The sequence below is a fragment of the Pseudomonas sp. 86_A genome (assembly GCF_017491705.1).
Lineage (GTDB): Bacteria > Pseudomonadota > Gammaproteobacteria > Pseudomonadales > Pseudomonadaceae > Aquipseudomonas > Aquipseudomonas koreensis.
On sequence record NZ_JAFGYS010000006.1, the window covers coordinates 1 to 17,790 of the forward strand.

Sequence of the window (17,790 nt, forward strand, 5' to 3'; positions counted from 1 at the left end):
CGACTGGACATTGCGCTGGAAACACCGAGCTATCTGCGCAGCGATGCGAGCAACGACGTTCGCGTGCCGCGCGAAATCGTCATCGGCCAGGAGGCCGGCCCGTCGCTGCTGCCGGCCAGCCTGCAAGCGGGGGAAGCCGCGCCTGAGTTGCAATACGGTCGTGCCCGTCTGGGCGCCGATCAGTTGATGTCCGGCGGGTTCGACAACCTGAGCGTGCTGAGCAACGGTCTGCTGTCGTTCGACGGCAACGTCGATCTGCACATGAATCAAAGCCTGAGCCTGTATGCCGGGGCCTTGTCGCTGGCCGACGGCTCGCAAGAGAGCGCACGGATCAATCTGTCCGCGCCTTACGTGCGCCTGTCGGGGACGGGCAAATATTTCGATGCCCCCGGCAATATCCGGCCACAGGTGATGAACAATCCGACCACCGCAGTGGCGCTGGCACACTTCACCGCCACGGCAGACCTGCTGGATCTGGGCAACAGTCTGTCGTTCGGCACGGCCGGGTCAATCGTGCAACTGAGCGGCCCGGCGCTGGAGGTCGGGCGGCGTGGCTTTGAACAGGTCACGCTCGACAGTCGAGGCGATCTGCGCTTTCTGGCACCCACCGGCAACGTCGAGAAAACCGAACTCTGGACACCGGGCGACCTGAACCTGCGTGCTGCGCAGATCTACCCCGCCAGTGATGTCACCGCCGAGGTGCGCGCCGGCTATCAGAGTGTCCAGCGTGACGCCAATCCTGAGCGGACCCTGCGAATCAGCAGTTCCGGGGCCGCGCCTGCCGCGTTGCCTTACTCGGTCTTCGGCAACCTGACGCTGGCGGCCGCCCATATCGAGCAGGGCGGGGTGATCCGTGCGCCTCTGGGCATGATCAATCTGGGCGACAACCTGGTCCTCAATACCCAGACCTTGCATCTGTTGCCTGACAGCATCACCTCGGCCAGCGCCGCCGGGCTGGTCATGCCTTATGGCGGCACCACCGACGGCATCGACTATCGCTACAACGGCAAGTCCGTGCTGCTTCGAGGGATCACCGCCGAAACCGCCGGCGTGACGCTCACCTCGCAGTACGTCGATGTGCAAGGTGGCGCGTTGATCGACCTGTCGGGCGGCGGTGATTTGCGCGGTGCCGGTTTCGTTTCCGGGCGTGGCGGTTCCACAGATGCCCGCTACAACCCGCTGGTGCGCAATGCCGTTGAAGGCACCTTCAGCCTGCCGGGCCTGGCCAGCAACCCGGTATACGCTATCGTGCCGGGGAATCAGAGTGCTTATGCGCCGATGCTCGCCGAGGCGGGGGCGGTCGATCCGCGCATCGGCCAGCAGATCACCCTCGGGGCCGGCGTGCCGGGGCTGGCGGCGGGCACCTATACGCTGCTGCCTTCGACGTTTGCGCTGTTGCCGGGTGCCTTCCGGGTCGAGGTCAATGGTCAGGTGGTAGCGGGTGCAACCAACGCTGCGCTGCCACTGCGCAATGGTTCGTGGACAAGTTCGGGACAGATGTCGATTGCCAATACCGGCCTGCGTGACAGCCTGGCGAGCCAGGTCATCCTGACATCCGCCGACGTGCTGCGCCGTTACTCGCAGTACAACGAGACCTCTTTCAGTCAGTTCATCCAGAGCGATGCGACACGTCGGGGCGTGCCTCGGGCATTGGCGCCCATGGACGGCAAATCCCTCAGACTGAATCTGTCCCGGGGCGCCGCACCGGGTAACGCGCTGGACTTCAAGGGTCAGGCGCTGTTCCAGCCGGCCACGGGCGGTGTCGTCGGGACGGCCGTGGTGCAGGGCGCGGCGAACTTGGAAATTCTCGGCGCGGGGCATTCGAGCGTTGAAGGTTTCGCAGGTGTGTCGCTGTATGCCGACAGCCTCAATTCGCTCGGCGCCGGCCGCTTGACCATCGGCGCGCAACCGACGATCGATTACAACACCTCGGGCAACATCATCGCGTTCAGCGGTGATACCGCAACGATCACCCTGCGTGAGGGCGCCGTGTTGTCGGCACCCGAAGTGCTGCTGCGCACCACCCGGACTGATGGTGGTATCACCCTCGAAGCCGGCTCGGGTATCAACACCTTGGGGCGTGGCAATGCACCTTATGATTCCAGCACCGGCTTCATTTACAAACCCGGTGCGGCAGGGCTGCTGGTGGTGTCGAACGGCTGGACCAATGTGCTGGCGCCAGAAGTGTCGGTCAGGACATCCGGCTCGGGTGACATCCGCATCGGCAACTGCCCGACGACAGCCTGCAACAACCCGACACTGCTCTATTCCAATGGCAGCATTACTGCTGCCACCGACAGGCAGTTCGAGCTCGACGAGTCGGTGCGCTTCGGCACCCGTCATCTGACGCTGGCCGTGGGCTCGGTGAATGCCGGCAGTGCCGAGGCCTTGAGCGCCGCCGGCAACCGGGTGCCGACCGGTCTGACCCTGAACCAGAATGTCTTGAATCGCCTGTTGCGGGGCGATACACAGTTCGGCGCGCCGGCGCTGGAAACCCTGAGCCTGACCAGCCGCGATGCGTTCAATTTCTACGGCAGTGTCAGCCTCGATACGCTGGATCCGCAGACCGGTGTCAGCAAGCTGCAAAACCTGATCCTCAGCACCCCGGCCATTTACGGCCTGGGTGAAAGCGGCGACGTGGCGTCCATTCGCACCGCCAATCTGATCTGGAACGGTGCGACTCAGGATCCGGGGTCGGTGATCACGGGCGGCGCCGGCACCGGTCGCGGTTCGCTTGATATTCAAGCGCAACGGATCGAGTTCGGTTACGGCGCCAATCCGCAGGCCAGCGGTCTGGACCAGAACAAGCGGCTGGTGCTGGGCTTTGCCGATGTCAATCTCACCGCCAGCGAACGCATCACCGCCAACCACAAGGGCAGCCTGGCGGTGTATCAGGCGCAGGGCGCTTTCGATCCGGTCAACGGTTATGCCTACAGCGGCGGCAATCTCACGCTGCGTACGCCATTGCTGACGGGAGAGGCGGGCTCGGTCAACCTGCTCAAGGCCGGTAATGACCTGACCCTGACGGGGGGCGGCACAGCTCCTGCCGCCAATGCGCTGGGGGCGGAATTGACCCTCGATGCGCGCAATGTCTTGCTGGACAGTCGCATCGCCCTGGCCAGCGGCAAGCTGGTGGTCAAGTCCGAGGACGATCTGACCCTCGCCGGTGGCGCGTATCTGGACATGGCCGGTCGCACCTTGCCGTTCAACGATGTGAACAAGTACAGCTGGGGCGGTGATGTGGCGCTGTACAGCCGCGACGGCAATATCCGCCAGCTGGCGGGTTCGCGAATCGATCTGTCGGCGCAGAACCATCAGGCCGGTAACCTGAGCGCCGTCGCGCTGGCCGCCGATGCCGGCATGGTCGATCTGCAAGGCGATATCCTCGGTGCCAGCAGCGGCTATTACGATGCCGGCGGCACGCTGGTGCCGTACAGGACCGGTGGCGTGGATATCCGCGCGCAGCACCTCAATGGCGATCCGAGCCAGCAGTTCGCGGCCCTCAATCAGCGCTTGAACGCAGGGCAGGTCTTTGGCAGCCGCAGCTTGCAGCTCAAGCAAGGCGATCTGTTGATCGGCGACGGGCTCAAGGCGGGCGAGGTCAATGTTTCGGTAGACAACGGCCGGCTGACGGTGGCTGGCCTCATCGATGCCAGCGGCGAGCGAGTCGGCAGTATTCGCCTGTCGGCGCAAAACGGTCTGACCCTGGCAGGCAATGTGGTGCTTGACGCCCATGGTCGTGTGCTGCGGGTCGACAGCTACGGCAAAATCATCGACGCCCCGAACCGGGCAATGGTCGAACTCGACTCCGGCCAAGGCGTGCTGACCCTCGGCAGCGGTGCGCGCATCGACTTGCGCCATGGCACCGATGCCGTTCGCGGCGTTCTGCCGGGGCAGTCCGACGGGTTGCTGCGCGGCACGCTGGAACTGAACGCACCACGCCTGGGCGCGGGTGACATTGCCATCGATGCCGGCGGTGCCCTGAGCATTCAGGGCGCGCGCTCGATTGGCCTCAACGCCACGCGCCGCTATACCGATGCCAGCGACGGCACGGACCCGGCGGCCAGCGGACGTCCGTATCAGGTGATCGATCAGGCGTATCTCGATCACATCCACGGTGACAGCACGGCGTTCATCGACGCGGCGCTGGCCAACGGCAACTTGCTGAATAACAAACTGGCCGGTTTGAACAACGCCACTTATGCCGACGCCTTCCATCTGCGGCCTGGGGTCGAGATCGCCAGCAAAACCGCCGACGGTGATCTGGTGGTGCAGGGTGATGTGGACCTGTCCGGTTACCGCTATGCCAGCCTGAATCCGCACACGCAGAAGACTTCGGTCTACGGCTCGGGCGAGGCGGGTAACCTGGTGATCCGTGCGGGCGGTAACCTCGATATCCACGGCAGCCTCAACGACGGTTTCGCACCGCCGCCGGAGACCGTGGACGATGCCGGCTGGAAATTACTGCCGGGGATTCAGCCGTTCGGCGGCGATCTGATCGTGCCGGGCGCGGGCGTTACGCTCGCGGACGGTACGCTGTTCCCGGTCGGCGCCACGTTGAACTACGACCTCCCGTTGCAAGCGACGACGCTGGCCAGCGGCACGCTGCTGCCGACCGAGGCAACGCTGGCGGCGCCTTACACCTTCGGCGCCGGCACGGTGCTCGCCGGCTCGGTTCGCGATGCTTCGGGCAACGTGCTGTATGCCGCTGGCACGCTGCTCGCCGACAGCGTGACCTTGCCGGCGGGCAGTCGGTTGGGAGCGGGTATCCGTTTGAACAACGCAACGGCGCTGCAAGCTCTGCGCTGGCCCAAAGGCGTGCCGTTGCCGGGCAGCGCCGAGGCCGGCGACAACGGGATCAAGGGCGTGCGCCTGAGCGGTTCGCTGGCCCTGTTGCGCGGCTCGCTGATTCCATCGATGACCAATGTCGTGCTGGCGGACGGTACGGCGTTCATCGAGTTGCGGCCATTGACCGGCACGACCCAGGGGCGCAATTGGGCGGTCGCCGGCATGTTGCCGGCCGGCAGCGCGTCATGGTCGATGCGCTTGGTGGCGGGGGCCGATCTGGACGCCGCGGACAGCCGGGCGATCAAACCGGTGTCCAGCGATGGCAATCTGCGCCTGGCCGACACCCATTACGGTCTGACCGTGACAGAAAAACCACCGACCCTGGTCTGGGGCGAGGGCAACCTGGGCGGCTTCACGCCGGGCGACCCCGTCCCCGAGGATCAAATGATGTGGTGCGACTGGGCGCCGAACTCCTGTGTGCCGGCGCCGCGTTGGGTCTGGGCACCGGACAACTGGATGGGCATGCCACCTGGCTCGCCGATGACCGACGATGATGTACTCGCCTGGTGTGGTGCATTCCCGGAACTGTGCGTGGAAAACAAACCGGGTACCACGGTAAAGACCCACACACAGATGTTCAGCGTGCTGCGGACCGGCACCGGCGATCTGGACGTGCTCGCCGCCGGCGACCTGAGCATGGATTCGCCGTACGGCGTGTATACCGCCGGCACTCAGTCGCAAGACATCGACCCGCGCTTCAATCAGCCTCGCGGAAAACTGTCGGACAACGGCTCGGTGCTGGGCAGTGCCGGCGGCGACTACGAAAAATGGGTCAGTGGCAGCGCCAGCCTGTATCAGGCCTGGTACCCGCAAATGGGCGGCAACCTGACTATCAATGCCGGCGGTTCGATTTCGGGCGATGTACTGGGGCGTCGCGGCTTGTCGCAAAACATGGACACCCGTGAGCAGGTTCCCAGTGTGGCCGTGGGCAACTGGCTCTGGCGTCAGGGCACCGGCAGCAGTGATGTGCCGACCGCGTGGTGGATCAACTTCGGTAGCTATGCGACGCAACCGTTTCCGGATCAAAGTGTTGATACCGGCCCGTACCTGGTCGGTTTCACCGGTTTCGGCACCTTGGGCGGCGGCAATATCAGCCTGCGCACGGGGGGCGATGCCGGCATGCTCAAGGCGATGGGCGACGCTAACAAAACCAACCTTTATCCGCGCGGGCAGGGGCTGGTCGTGGCGGTCGGCAGCACCGGGCGCGTGGGCAGCGACGGCAGCCTGCAATTGACCGGTGGCGGCGACATGGACATCCGCATTGGCGGATCGGTGAACCCGTCATTGCAGGCCCGGGCCGGAGAGAATGGCATCGGTGTCGCACAACACGACCTGCAAGGCGCGTTGATCAACCTGCGCGGTGCTGCGCGACTGGCCGGCGGCGCGCTGGGCGGGATCAATCTGCAATATGGCGCCGCAGCCTCAACCCAGGATCCTCGTGAAGTGCGCCCGTTCGACCCTTTCACGTCCACGATGGGCAGCGCCTCCGGTGGGCTGGTGCTGATTCCGGGGGATTCGGGGATGAGCCTCAGCACGCGCGGCGATCTGGTGTTGGGCGGGGCGGCGGACCCGGGGCGGGTGCGGCTGCAGAACTCCACGCCGTTCACCACTGACGACGGTGTCGTCCATGCGGGGGGCGGCCTGACGGGCTTCTCGTTGTGGACCGATCACACCGCCATCGACCTGTTTTCGGCGGGAGGCAACCTGACACCGAGTACTCAACTGGGTGATGTCACAGGTCAAGGCCCTGTCACCGGCCGTAATACGTCGCCTACCGACGGACGCTTCGTCTACCCGTCGATTCTGCGGGCGGTGGCGGCGCAAGGTTCGATTTATGCCGGACCTTCAGCGGTCTACAGCCAGGGCAGTGGAACGGTGCCGGCAACCGGTTATTCGCTGCTGCTGGCACCTTCCAGCACCGGGCAACTGGAGTTGTTGGCGCAGGACTCGATCTACGCGGGCGGCTATGCGATCAATCAGTCGGGCGCCAGTCCGCTGGCCATCGCCACACCGTTCGCGCCGGCCTTCAACGGGTACGGCAACAACACGTCGGCCACGCCGATCATGAGCAATCGCAACAGCGACGGGGTTTTGCCGGACAAAAACCTGCGCTATCCGTTATTCGCTTTCGGCGCCAACAGCTACTCGGGCTTGAGCGGCGTCCAGACACCGGCGCGGTTCTATGCCTTGACCGGCGATCTGGTGGGCGTTCGCAGCGGTGAAACGCTGATGTTCAGCCTGTCGAAACGCACCTGGTACGAAGCAGCAGGCCCTGTCTGGATGCTGGCGGGGCGCGATATCGTGGCGTCCGGTACTTTCCTGGGCAACCCTGCGACCGTGCCGAGTGCCGAGATGGGCATGACGCCAACAGAAGGCATCACCTCGACCGGCAACCTGTTCGTGCATGACGACCCCAGGGACGTTTCGCGGGTATCGGCAGGGCGGGACATCCTCTACAGCAGCTTCGACATCGCGGGCCCCGGCGTCCTGGATATCAATGCCGGTCGCAACATCCTGATGGAAAACCGCGCCAGCATCACCAGCCTCGGCTTGCTGGTGGCAGGCGATAAACAGCCGGGCGCCAGCGTGGTATTGCAGGCCGGTGTGGGCGCGCAGGGGCCGGATTACTCGCGGTTCATCGCCCGCTACCTGGACCCGCAGAATCTCGCCGACCCGAATGCCTCTCTCAACGGTCAGCCGGGCAAAGTGGTCAAGACCTACCTCGACGAACTGCAGAGCTGGCTGACCTTGGGCTACGGCTTCAGCGGCAACGCCGAACAGGCGCAAGCGTTCTACGCTGCGCTGCCAAGCGCCGAGCAGGCGATCTTCGCCCGTCAGGTGTACTTCGCCGAACTGCGCGCTGGTGGCCTGGAATACAACCAGGTTGGCGGCCCGCGCAAGGGCAGTTACCTGCGCGGTCGCAACGCCATCGCGGCGCTGTTCCCGACCGCCGATGTGGCCGGCAATCCGATCCGCTACGACGGTGACATCACCCTTTACGGTGGCGCCGGGGTCAAGACGCTGTTTGGCGGCGACATCCAGATGCTCACACCGGGCGGTGGCCAAGTGTTCGGCATCGAAGGCGCGGCGCCGCCGTCCACGGCGGGGATCATCACTCAGGGTTCGGGCAACATTCAGCTCTATTCGCAGGGCAGCATTCTGCTGGGGCAGAGCCGGATCATGACCACGTTTGGCGGCTCGATTCTCGGCTGGTCGGCCGAGGGCGATATCAACGCCGGTCGTGGCTCGAAAACCACTGTGGTCTACACCCCGCCGAAACGTGTGTACGACACCTGGGGCAACGTGACCCTGTCACCATCGGTACCGAGCACCGGCGCCGGTATCGCCACGCTCAACCCGATTGCCGAAGTGGCACCGGGGGACATCGACCTGATTGCGCCGCTGGGCACTATCGATGCCGGTGAGGCGGGGATTCGCGTCTCGGGCAACGTCAACATCGCCGCACTGACGGTGGTCAACGCCGCGAACATCTCGGTGCAGGGCAAGGCGACCGGTGTGCCGGTGGTCTCGGCGGTGAACACGGGCGCGATCACCTCGGCCAGTTCCGCCGCATCGTCTGCCACCCAAGCGGCGGAAGATGTCGCGCGTCAGCAGCAAGCGGCGGCGCGACAGAACCAGGCGTCGGTGTTCACCGTGCAGGTGCTGAGCTTCGGCAACGAACAACTCGCGCCGTCCCGCGATGGCGCCAGCCGTGCTCCGGCCCCGGGTTACAACCCGAACAGCCCGGTGCAGGTGCTGGGCGCCGGGGCGCTGGATGAACAGGCGAAGCAGCAGTTGACCGAGGAGGAACGTGGGCAACTGACGTTGTAAAAGACTCTCGTGCAGTACGTTTGGGCGGCCATTTGGTCGCCCTTTTTTTATCACCTGTAGGAGCTGCCGAAGGCTGCGATCTTTTGATCTTGCTTCGAAAAGACAAAGTCAAAAGATCGCAGCCTGCGGCAGCTCCTACAGGTCGAGGTCAGAAAGCGTAGGGGATGCTGACTTTCGCCCAGAGCATCTCGCCTTCGGGGCGGTTTTCGACGTCGAATTCCTTGGCCCAGCGAATCTCCGCACTGGCGTATTTGAGAAAGGTGAAGTGCAGCGCCGGGCCGATGGCGAACACTTTGCCGCGCACGCCGTCATCCACGTCCTGCCCGGCGAACTGCACGGTGTGGCCGTACTGTTTGTCGTCGGTGGTCTGTTTGAGGTAGTAGCCGTTGACCCCGAGCATCAGGTCGTCGGTGATCTTGTAGCTGGCCGAATAATCGAAGTGGAAGATCTGCCCGGATTTGTAGTCGGTGTCCTTGTTCTTCTCGTTGAAGCTGTAGGTGGTCTTCATCGACACCTCGGTCTTGTCCGTCGGTAACCAGGTGAAGGAGAACAGCGGCTTGTAGGTGTAGAAATTGTTGCTGGTGTTGGCCAGTCGATCGACGCTGTACTCGCCGGTGGGCACGGTGACTTCCACGGCGGCGCCGAGGGTCAGGTTCTTGCCCATGTCCCACAGAATGATCGGCGCGATGGTGGTGTCGCCCATGCCTTCGCGGGTATCGCTGAGGCCGAATACCGACACTTCCTGCTTGAGCCAGGGCTGGGCGATATAGCCCGCCAGGCGTCCGCCGAACACCCGCACCGGGCTCAGGTAATCGAGGCGCGGGATCACGGCGGTGGACTCGATCTCGACGTTCGGCACCTTGCCGCCAAACGAGCTGATGTTGAGCTTGGTCGCCTTGTAATGGTTGTAGTAGAGGTTGAACGCGACCATGTTCTCCGGAAGGCTGTCGACCTCCAGTGGCAGCATGAAGAAGCCGTCGGTGCCGGTGCCGATGTTGTCGACACCGGCTTCGGTGGCCAGGGCGGGCAACGTCAGGGTGCAGCCCGCCATGAAAAGCGCGAGGGGCAAGAAGGAGGTCACACGGTTCGGGCTCATAACTGTCCTCATTATTATTGTGATTGGGACCTGGCACCGGTCGCACGGGGCGCCGGTACCATAGAAATAAGCGTTTGGCGGACGTTGGGGCAGGGTATTGGCGGACATCGAGGGGGGCTTCTGCGGACAGTCCGCGTCCCCTGTGCTAACTTCCTTCGACATAACCGGTTACAAAAATAACAATCAAGCGTGATCCGGAATGTCAGCCCCCATGAACGTAAAAGTCCAAGACCCGACCTTCGAACTGGCGCTGGTGTCGCCGTTCCTCCTGCAGACCCTTGCCGAAGTCGTGCACAACAAGGGCATTGACCCTGAAAGCCTGTGCCGTGGCCTGGGCTTCACGCTCGAGGATCTGCAGGATCCGGCACAACGAATTTCCTATCGCCAGGCCGTGGCCATGATTCAGCGCGCGCTCAAAGTGCTGCCCAATCAGGGACTCGGCCTGTGGGTGGGCGCGCAAAACGTGCTGGGGACGCTGGGGCTGCTCGGGCATGTGTTGTCGCTGTGCAAGACCTTGCGCGATGCCTTTGCACTCGGCATCCGCCACCAGCACACCTCCGGCGGGATCGTGGTGTCCAGCGTCGATGTAGTGGGCGGGCAGGTGCACCTTGATGCGGAATGCCGCCTGCCGTTCGCTGATGTGCAGGTGTTCGCGGTCGAAGAGTTTTTCGCCAGTTTGCTGGTGTACGGGCGGGCGCTGGCCGGGGCTGATTTCAAGCCGATTGCCGTGGAATTCGTGCACGCCGCCCCGGATTACCTGAGCGAATACCATCGCCTGCTTGGTCCGGACGTCCGCTTCGGCTGTCTGCACAATCGCATGCTGATCGACGCGCAATGGCTGGACGTCAACCTGCCCAATCATCATTCCCTGGCACTGCGTCAGGCTGTGGCCTTGCTGGAGCTGGAAGCGGCGCAGGTGCACCAGAAACTCGACCTGATTCAGGCGGTGGAACGGGCGATTGCCCGGGACCTGAGCCGGGGCAGCCATATCGAGAAGATTGCCGGCGACTTGAACATGAGCAGCCGCACCTTGCGCCGGCGCCTGACCGAGCATGCGCTGACCTTCGAGGCGCTGCTGGAGCAGGTGCGTCAGGCACGCACCATGAGCCTGCTGGCCAATCCGGACATGCCGATCGAGCGCATCACCGAAGAAGTGGGTTACAGCGATGTGCGCAGTTTTCGTCGGGCGTTCAAGCGCTGGACGGGAATGAGCCCGAGTGCGTGGCGTACCGAGAGCACCGCTAGCATTTAGAAGATCAAAAGATCGCAGCCTTCGGCAGCTCCTACACCGTTCCCTGTAGGAGCTGCCGAAGGCTGCGAGCTTTTGACTTTCAGAGCCCCCACAAATCCTCCGGCTACAGGTAAACTCCCGCGCACTTTTCCAAGGAGTTCACATGAGTTACTACCAGCCGGGCATTCTCGCCACCCCCGTTCCTGCACAAGCGCGTCACCTGTTTTTCGCCCTTGAGTCGGTTGAAGCACTGCCGCAGGCGTTCGACAACTTGCTGAACCTGGTGGACGGCAAGTCGGCGGTGGTCGGTTTCGGTGAACCCCTGGTCAAGGCTTTGAACGTGCAGATCGACGGCCTGCGCAGCTTCCCGGCGATGAGCGGCGTCGGCGTGGAAAACCCGTCGACCCAACACGCACTGTGGGTCTGGCTGCACGGTGTCGACCGTGGCGAACTGCTCAACCGCTGCAATGCTTTTGAAGCCGCGCTGGCCCCGGCCTTGCGTCTGGTCGAGATGCAGGAAGCCTTCCGCCACAAGGAAGGCCACGACCTGACCGGCTACGAAGACGGCACCGAAAACCCGCACGACGACGCCGCCATCGCTGCCGCGTTGCTGGGTGAGGGCGCCGAAGGTCTGGTCGGCGGCAGTTTCGCCGCAATCCAGCAGTGGCAGCACGACCTCAAGGGTTTCCATAAATTGTCCGGCGAAGACAAGGACAACATCATGGGCCGTCGCCTGAGCGACAACGAAGAGATCGACGACGCGCCAGTCTCCGCCCACGTCAAACGCACCGCCCAGGAAAGCTTCGCCCCGGAAGCCTTCGTCGTGCGCCGTTCGATGCCGTGGATCGAAGGCGATCGCGCCGGCCTGATGTTCCTCGCCTTCGGCTTTTCGCTGGATGCCTTCGAAGCACAACTGCGCCGGATGAGCGGGCTGGAAGACGGCATCACTGACGGTCTGTACCGCATCAGCCGGCCGATCACCGGTGGCTACTACTGGTGCCCGCCCATCAAGGACGGCCACCTCGATCTGCGCGCCGTGCGCCTGGGCTGAGTCGTTTCAAATCAAAAGGAGTTGACCATGGACGTGGTGCGTTGGGGCATGATCGGTTGCGGCAGCGTCACTGAGCGCAAGAGCGGGCCGGCCTTCTACAAGGCGCCCGGCTCGGCGCTGGTGGCGGTGATGGGGCGGCGCCTCGAAGCCGTGAGCGATTACGCCGCGCGCCATGGCATCGCCCGGGTCTACACCGATGTCGATGCGCTGATCAACGACCCCGAGGTGGACGCGGTGTACATCGCCACGCCACCCGACAGTCACCACACCTACAGCCTGAAAGTCGCCGCTGCCGGCAAGCATTGCTGCGTCGAAAAACCGATGGCGCTCAACGCCGGGCAAAGTCGCGAGATGCAGCAGGCGTTCGCCGATGCCGGGCTGCACCTGTTCGTCTCTTACTACCGCCGCTCGTTGCCGCGCTTTCAACAAGTGCGGCAATGGCTGGCGCAGGGCCGTATCGGCGAGGTGCGGCACCTGAGCTGGACGCTGACCAAGGCCCCATCGACGGCGGATCTGGCCGGCAGCGCCAATTGGCGAACCGACCCGAGCGTGGCCGGTGGCGGTTACTTTGCCGATCTGGCCAGCCATGGTTTTGACCTGTTCCAGTACCTGCTCGGCGACATCGTCGAGGTCGCCGGTTTCACCGCGCGGCAAGCCGGTCTGTATGCCGCCGAAGATGCCGTCAGCGCCAGTTGGCGGTTCGCCTGCGGAGCGCTGGGCATGGGCTGCTGGAGCTTTGTCGCGGATCGGCGCGAGGATCGGGTCGAGATTATCGGCAGCCTCGGTCGGATCAGTTTTTCCGTATTCGATGAACATCCCGTGCAGCTTCATGCGGATGAAATCATCAGCCTGGAAATCCCCCATCACGACCACATTCAGTGGCATCACGTCCTCGGCATGAACGCGCACATCCGTGGCGATTCGCAACATCCGGCGGTGGCCGCACAAGCCCTGAAGACCGATTGGGTGATGGACCAGATCCTCAAACGCCACTGATTTACGCGTTAAACCACAACCCTGTGGCGAGGGAGCTTGCTCCCGCTCGGCTGCGCAGCAGCCGTAAAACCATGCTCCTCGGTACACCCGACAGGCTGCGACAGCCGGGTTTTGGGGCCGCTTCGCTGCCCAGCGGGAGCAAGCTCCCTCGCCACAGAATCAGACTGATCTTCATGTTCTGCGCTCAGCTCTAAGGTTATGCCCAAACAATATTTCTCAAGCTTGTCATAACGTCTCTAAGATCACGTCATAACTCGTTATAACAAGTGATCCCTGATGACCGATAACGTCCTGTCCCTCAGCAGCGTCCCGCTGCACACCCAACTGCGCGATGTCCTGCGTGCGCGCATTCTCGACGGCGAATACCCGCAAGACAGCCAGATGCCCTCCGAAAGCGAGCTTGGCACGCTGTTCAAAGTCAGCCGCATTACCGTGCGCCAGGCCTTGGGCGATCTGCAGAAAGAAGGGCTGATCTTCAAGATCCACGGCAAGGGCACTTTCGTCGCCAAGCCGAAAACCTTCCAGAACGTCAGCAGCCTGCAAGGCCTCGCCGAGTCCATGACCGGGCGCGGCTACGAGGTGATCAACCGCCTGCGCAGCTTCAAATTCATCCCTGCCGACAAACGTGTGGCCGAGCGCCTGCAAGTCGCTGAAGGCGAGACCGTGGCGCAGATCAAACGCGTACGGCTGATCAACCGCGAGCCGATTTCGCTGGAAATCACCTACCTGCCCAAAGCCGTCGGCGAACGCCTGGAGAAGGCGGATCTGGTGACGCGCGACATTTTCCTGATTCTGGAAAACGACTGCGGCATCGCCCTCGGCCACGCTGACCTGGCGATCGACGCCGTGCTGGCCGACAGCGACCTGACCCAGGCGCTGAACGTCGAAGCCGGCTCGCCGATCATGCGCATCGAACGCCTGACCCACGACGCCGACGGTCAGCCGCTGGACTTCGAACACCTTTACTACCGTGGCGATGCGTTCCAGTACCGCCTGCGGATCGACCGGCAAAAAGGGGAGCAGGCATGACGCGCAACACGTTGGAGCAGGAATACGACATCGTCGTGATTGGCGGCGGCACCGCCGGCCCGATGGCGGCGATCAAGGCCAAAGAAAAGAACCGCGACTTGCGCGTGCTGCTGGTGGACAAGGCCAACGTCAAGCGCAGCGGCGCGATCAGCATGGGCATGGACGGCCTGAACAACGCGATCATCCCCGGCCACTCGACGCCGGAGCAGTACACCAAGGAAATCACCATCGCCAACGACGGCATCGTCAATCAGGCCGCGGTTTACGCCTACGCCACGCACAGTTTTGAAACCATCGAGCAACTCGACCGCTGGGGCGTGAAGTTCGAGAAGGACGAAACCGGCGATTACGCAGTGAAAAAAGTCCACCACATGGGCGCCTACGTGCTGCCGATGCCGGAAGGGCACGACATCAAGAAGGTGCTTTACCGCCAGTTGAAACGCGCACGGGTCAGCATCACCAATCGACTGGTCTGCACCCGCTTGCTGACCGACGAGGAGGGCGCGGTCAATGGCGTAATGGGCTTCGATTGCCGCACCGCCGACTTCCATGTGATCAAGGCCAAAGCGGTGATCCTTGCCTGCGGTGCGGCCGGGCGCCTCGGTCTGCCATCCTCCGGCTACCTGATGGGCACCTACGAAAACCCGACCAATGCCGGCGACGGCTACGCGATGGCGTATCACGCCGGGGCCGAGCTGGCGAACCTCGAATGCTTCCAGATCAACCCGTTGATCAAGGACTACAACGGCCCGGCCTGCGCCTACGTCACCGGTCCCTTGGGCGGTTACACCGCCAACAACAAGGGTGAACGCTTCATCGAGTGCGACTACTGGAGCGGGCAGATGATGTGGGAGTTTCACCAGGAACTGGAGAGCGGCAATGGCCCGGTGTTTCTCAAACTCGATCACCTGGCCGAGGAAACCATCCAGAACATCGAGGAAATCCTGCACAGCAACGAACGCCCGAGTCGCGGCCAGTTTCACGCCAATCGCGGCACCGATTACCGCACGCAGATGGTCGAGATGCACATCTCGGAGATCGGCTTTTGCAGCGGCCATTCGGCGTCGGGCGTGTGGGTCAACGAGCGTGCCGAAACCTCGGTGAAAGGCTTGTACTCGGCGGGGGACATGGCTGCCGTGCCGCACAACTACATGCTCGGCGCGTTCACCTACGGCTGGTTTGCCGGGCACAACGCGGCGGATTTTGTCGCCGGGCGCGAGTTTTCGGCGCTGGATGCCGGGCAGATCGAGCAGGAAAAAGCCCGGGTTTACGCACCGCTGGACCGTGAGCACGGCCTGCCGCCGGCCCAGGTCGAGTACAAGCTGCGACGCTTCGTCAACGACTACCTGCAACCGCCGAAAGTGACCAAGAAGATGCAGATCGGTCTGCAACGCTTCAGCGACATCGAACGCGACCTCGAGCAGATGAAAGCCAACAACGCCCACGAACTGATGCGCGCGATGGAAACCAGCGTGATCCGCGACTGCGCCGAAATGGCCGCGCGCGCCTCGCTGTTCCGCGCCGAAAGCCGTTGGGGCCTGTACCACTACCGCGTAGATCACCCGCAGCGCAACGACGCTGAATGGTTCTGCCATTGCCACCTGAAGAAGGGTGACGACGGCCAGATGACCAGTTTCAAGAAGCCCGTCGAGCCGTACATCATCCCGCTCGATGCCGAAGAAATGCAGGCTTACGACCGCTTGCGGGTGGGCGCTTTTGCCGCTTGATGCATCACCAGAGAGAGTCCGAACCATGGCCTATCAAGCCCAGGAAATCTTCTTCCGCTCCAACGCCCCGGTCACCGTCGACGAGGACAAATGCATCGCCGAAAAGGGCTGCACCGTGTGCGTCGACGTCTGCCCGATGGACCTGCTGGCGATCAACCCGGCCACGCAAAAGGCCTACATGGCGTTCGATGAATGCTGGTACTGCATGCCGTGTGAGAAGGACTGCCCGACCGGGGCCGTAAAGGTCGATATTCCCTATCTCCTGCGCTGAAACCCGATCCCTGTAGGAGCTGCCGAAGGCTGCGATCTTTTGACTTATGTTTTTTCAGATCAAGATCAAAAGATCGCAGCCTTCGGCAGCTCCTACAGGGGAATGTGGTAAGCCATAAGCTACCCGGAACACCCGGACGCTGGAATCACCGAAACCCCCTCGTTTCCCACCGCGCCCTGATCGCGGCGGAGACGAACAGCCAATCAATGATTCGAGGGGAAACAACCATGTTGCGTGCAGCAATCGCCGGTCTGGTACTGGCTTCATTCACCTTGTCGGCCTCGGCCGAAACCATCCGCATCGCCATCGGCACCCAGGACACCACCATCAACTGCGCCGCGGGCGGCCTGTTGATTCGGGAGCTCGGTCTGCTCGACAAATACCTCCCGCACGACGGCGCCTACAAGGACGCGAAATACGACGTGCAGTGGAAGAACTTCACCAGCGGCGCGCCGCTGACCAACGAGATGGTCGCCGGCAAACTCGACTTCGGCGCCATGGCCGATTTCCCCGGGGCGTTCAACGGGGTGGCGTTCGAGACCGCCGGCAAGCACAGCCTGTTCATCAGTGTGTTGTCGGGCAGCATCAAGGGCAGCGGCAACGGCATCGTCGTGCCGAGCGCGTCCGGGGTGCAGTCGCTGAGCGAGCTCAAGGGCAAGACCATCTCGGTGCCATTCGCCTCGACGGCCCATGGCATGTTGTTGCGCGCGGTGGCGGAGCAGGGCTGGGACCCGCTCAAGGACGTGAACATCATTGCCCAGCCGCCGGAAGTCGCCGGCTCCGCATTGCAGGCGGGCAAGATCGACGCCCACGCCGATTTCGTGCCGTTCGCCGAACTGTTCCCCAGCCGTGGCTTCGCCCGCAAGATCTACGACGGTGCCCAGGCCAACGCACCAACCTTCCACGGTGCGCTGGTGGATCAGGCCTACGCCAAGAAGTACCCGGAAATCGTCGTCGCCTACCTGCGGGCGAGCATTGAGGCCAATCGGTTACTCACTGCCGAACCTGAGAAGTACAGCGAGCTGATCGCCAAGGTCACCGGCGTCGATGCCGAGGTCAATTACCTGTTCCACGGCCCGCTCGGCGTGCAGACCCGCGACCTGAGCTGGAAGCCGGAATATCGCCAGGCCGTCGGCACCGCAATCGATACGCTGAAGCTGCTGAAGAAGGCCGATCGTGGCCTCGACCTGAATACCTTCATCGACGACCAGTACATCCGCGCCGCGTTCAAGGCGTCGAATCTGGACTACACCGCGCAGCTCGCCAATTACGCGCAGACCCCGCTGAAGGCCACGGATGCGGCGACCGGCAAAGCCATCACTGACTTCAGCCACGTCGCGGAAATCTGGGTGCGCGGCGAAGACAAGGTGCGCCAGTACGCTTCCGCTGAATCGGCCTTCACCGCGTTGGCCGCTTTGAAGCAGGAAGGTAAAAACATCCGCGCGGTGTATGCGCAGGCCAGTGACAGCGGGATCAAATTGCTCGCCGATCAGGCGTGGTTTGCCAGTGATGCCAAGGGGCGTTTGAGCGCGTTTCTGCTCAAAGGGCAGGCTCAGGAATTTGCCTTGGCGCAGGACGGGAAGGTGTTTGATTTTACGGATGCGACAGCGCAGGCCGTGGCTAGCCGCTAACACCAGATCAAAAGCAGATCAAAAGCCCCTCACCCTAGCCCTCTCCCGGAGGGAGAGGGGACTGACCGAGGTGTTTGGT

Annotated in this window: 9 protein-coding genes; 8 read left to right on the forward strand and 1 reads right to left on the reverse strand. The window is 63.2% G+C overall.

Annotated features, from left to right (window positions below; translation table 11 throughout):
* The coding region (locus J5M57_RS10520; RefSeq protein ID WP_207848596.1) for a filamentous haemagglutinin family protein at positions 1-8,679 on the forward strand (8,679 nt) is incomplete at its 5' end.
* Positions 8,680-8,827: 148 nt separating this feature from the next.
* Here the strand turns inward: J5M57_RS10520 and J5M57_RS10525 are convergent.
* The gene (locus J5M57_RS10525) at positions 8,828-9,775 is read right to left on the reverse strand and encodes a transporter (RefSeq protein WP_207848595.1); all 948 of its coding nucleotides are present in this window, start codon (positions 9,773-9,775) and stop codon (positions 8,828-8,830) included.
* 211 nt (positions 9,776-9,986) lie between these two features.
* Between J5M57_RS10525 and J5M57_RS10530 the strand changes: the two genes are divergently transcribed.
* From J5M57_RS10530 to J5M57_RS10560, 7 genes are all read left to right on the forward strand, one after another.
* A complete protein-coding gene (locus J5M57_RS10530; protein ID WP_207848594.1) occupies positions 9,987-11,027 on the forward strand; it encodes an AraC family transcriptional regulator in 1,041 nt (346 codons plus the stop codon).
* Positions 11,028-11,169: 142 nt separating this feature from the next.
* On the forward strand, positions 11,170-12,057 hold the full coding sequence (locus tag J5M57_RS10535; protein ID WP_207848593.1) for a Dyp-type peroxidase: 888 nt from the start codon (positions 11,170-11,172) through the stop codon (positions 12,055-12,057).
* Between the two features lie 27 nt (positions 12,058-12,084).
* The gene (locus tag J5M57_RS10540) at positions 12,085-13,053 is read left to right on the forward strand and encodes a Gfo/Idh/MocA family oxidoreductase (protein ID WP_207848592.1); all 969 of its coding nucleotides are present in this window, start codon (positions 12,085-12,087) and stop codon (positions 13,051-13,053) included.
* 276 nt (positions 13,054-13,329) lie between these two features.
* Positions 13,330-14,082, forward strand: a complete 753-nt coding sequence (locus tag J5M57_RS10545) for a GntR family transcriptional regulator (RefSeq protein ID WP_207848591.1) — start codon at positions 13,330-13,332, stop codon at positions 14,080-14,082.
* Entirely contained in the window at positions 14,079-15,809 is a 1,731-nt protein-coding gene (locus tag J5M57_RS10550) for a fumarate reductase/succinate dehydrogenase flavoprotein subunit (RefSeq protein ID WP_207848590.1), read from the forward strand. Before J5M57_RS10545 ends, J5M57_RS10550 begins: the two co-directional genes overlap by 4 nt.
* Positions 15,810-15,834: 25 nt before the next feature.
* Positions 15,835-16,080 (forward strand): ferredoxin family protein, encoded by a 246-nt coding sequence (locus J5M57_RS10555; protein ID WP_003225615.1) that lies wholly within the window; start codon positions 15,835-15,837, stop codon positions 16,078-16,080.
* A 227-nt stretch (positions 16,081-16,307) separates the two neighbouring features.
* On the forward strand, positions 16,308-17,711 hold the full coding sequence (locus tag J5M57_RS10560) for an ABC transporter substrate-binding protein (protein ID WP_207848589.1): 1,404 nt from the start codon (positions 16,308-16,310) through the stop codon (positions 17,709-17,711).
* Positions 17,712-17,790 lie beyond the last annotated feature (79 nt).